This is a genomic window from Pseudomonas agronomica, assembly GCF_025917275.1.
In the GTDB taxonomy this organism is placed as follows: domain Bacteria; phylum Pseudomonadota; class Gammaproteobacteria; order Pseudomonadales; family Pseudomonadaceae; genus Aquipseudomonas; species Aquipseudomonas agronomica.
In genome coordinates, this window is sequence record NZ_JAOSHO010000740.1 from 1 (window position 1) to 1,897 (window position 1,897).

4 protein-coding genes are annotated in these 1,897 nt (G+C 62.9%); 3 read left to right on the plus strand and 1 reads right to left on the minus strand.

What is annotated here, in order from left to right:
* A partial coding sequence (locus tag OC610_RS26710) for a TlpA disulfide reductase family protein (protein ID WP_264432230.1) occupies nucleotides 1–390 on the minus strand: 390 nt, incomplete at its 3' end.
* A gap of 104 nt (nucleotides 391–494) precedes the next feature.
* Between OC610_RS26710 and arsC the strand changes: the two genes are divergently transcribed.
* The 3 genes from arsC to OC610_RS26725 are packed head-to-tail and all read left to right on the plus strand — an operon-like array spanning nucleotide 495 to nucleotide 1,868.
* Nucleotides 495–848 (plus strand): arsenate reductase (glutaredoxin), encoded by a 354-nt coding sequence (arsC, locus tag OC610_RS26715; protein WP_264432233.1) that lies wholly within the window; start codon nucleotides 495–497, stop codon nucleotides 846–848.
* The gene (wrbA, locus tag OC610_RS26720; RefSeq protein ID WP_181288516.1) at nucleotides 845–1,450 is read left to right on the plus strand and encodes an NAD(P)H:quinone oxidoreductase; all 606 of its coding nucleotides are present in this window, start codon (nucleotides 845–847) and stop codon (nucleotides 1,448–1,450) included. The genes arsC and wrbA overlap by 4 nt, the downstream gene beginning before the upstream one ends.
* Nucleotides 1,443–1,868, plus strand: a complete 426-nt coding sequence (locus tag OC610_RS26725; protein WP_264432236.1) for a DUF2069 domain-containing protein — start codon at nucleotides 1,443–1,445, stop codon at nucleotides 1,866–1,868. The genes wrbA and OC610_RS26725 overlap by 8 nt, the downstream gene beginning before the upstream one ends.
* Nucleotides 1,869–1,897: the final 29 nt, after the last annotated feature.

Genomic DNA, 1,897 nt, shown 5'->3' on the forward strand with positions numbered 1-1,897 from the left:
CTTGCCCTGGTTATCGATGATGTAGGTCACCGGCAATCCCTCGCTGCGTGGAAGGTCGAAGATCTCGGCCGGGTCCCGAGCCAGCACGGTGAAATGAATGCCCATCTTGTCGCTGGCACTCTTGAGTTCTTCGCCTTGCACCTGATCGAAGTTGACCCCGAACACGCCCACGTTCCGTCCCTTGAGCTGTTCGGCCAGGGCATTGAATTCCGGAATCTCCGTGCGGCACGGCGCGCACCACTCGGCCCAGTAATTGAGCACCACCCATTGTTTGTCCAACCGTTGCGAAGCAATCGGCTGGCCGTTCTGATCCACGCCGTAATCGTTTCCACAGCCGGCGAGCAATAAAATGCAGATGAATGTCAGTGCCGCCGCCAATCGCCTTGTCATGTGCCAATCCTTGCCTGAAATGTGAACGCTGGCCGCCCATCAGGTGCTAGGCGCCTCGCTGCACAGTAGAATAGCCGCCACCTTACGCAAGATGCGACCCGCTCATGACTGATCTGACGCTTTATCACAACCCGCGCTGCTCGAAATCCCGCGGTGCGCTGGAACTGTTGGAAGCCCGCGGCCTGGCGCCCACCGTCGTCCGCTACCTGGAAACCCCGCTGGACACCGCGCAGCTCAAGCGCCTGCTGGGCAAGCTCGGCATCGGCGCGCGGCAGTTGCTGCGCACCGGCGAGGACGAGTACAAGACCTTGAACCTGGCCGACGAAAACCTGGTCGAGGACGATCTGATCGCCGCCATCGTCGCCCATCCAAAGCTTATGGAACGGCCGATCCTCGAAGCCGGGGAAAAAGCCGTGATCGGCCGTCCGCCGGAAAAGATCCTGGAGATCCTGCCGTGACCACGCCGTACATCCTGGTCCTGTATTACAGCCGCAGCGGCTCCACCAACGAAATGGCCCGGCAAATCGCCCGGGGCGTCGAGCAGGCCGGGCTGGAAGCCAGGTTGCGCACGGTGCCGGCGATTTCCACGGAATGCGAAGCGGTGTCGCCGGATATCCCGGAACAGGGTCCGCTCTATGCCACGCTCGATGACCTGAAGAACTGCGCCGGCCTGGCCCTGGGCAGCCCGACCCGTTTCGGCAACATGGCTGCGCCGCTCAAATATTTCCTCGACGGCACCAGCAACCTCTGGCTGACCGGCGCCCTCGTGGGCAAGCCAGCCGGCGTATTCACCTCCACCGCCAGCCTGCACGGCGGCCAGGAAACCACGCTGTTGTCGATGATGTTGCCACTTCTGCACCACGGCATGCTGATCACCGGCCTGCCCTACAGCGAATCGGCCCTGATCGACACCCAGGGTGGCGGTACGCCCTACGGCCCGAGCCATCACGCCGGCGCCGACGGTAAAAGCGGCTTGAACGCGCATGAAGTCGAGCTGTGCCGAGCCTTGGGCCTGCGCCTGGCGAAAACCGCTCTATTGCTGGAGAACGGCCGTGGCTAAGAAGCCCAAGATCCTGCCGCCCATCCACTGGCTGGAACCGCGTGTACGCATCGCCCGCGCCCTCAGCCTGCTGTGCTTTTTCGGTTTGGTGGGATTGCTCAGCGCGTACTACCTGCTGATCGCCGACCTGCACGGCGCGCGCCCTTGGGTGATCCTGCTGATCGAGCTGGTGCCGCTGTTGATCCTCGCGCCAGGCATGCTCATCGGCAGCGCACGCGGGCATTCGTGGATGTGCTTCGTGGTGAACCTGTATTTCATCAAGGGAGCATTGGCCGCCTACGACCCCAGCCGGCAGTGGTTCGGCGTGCTGGAAATGGTGGCGAGCGTGGCGGTGTTCTGCTCGGCGTTGCTGTATGTGCGCTGGCGGTTTCAGTTGAATCGAAGGTTGGCGGGCGAAGGCGAACCTTCCGTCGCCTGACAGACCGCCTTCGCGAGCAAGCTCGCTCC

Excerpts from the sequence above, each read along its gene's own strand:
- arsC (WP_264432233.1), top strand. The coding sequence starts at position 495 with ATGACTGATCTGACGCTTTATCACAACCCGCGCTGCTCGAAATCCCGC.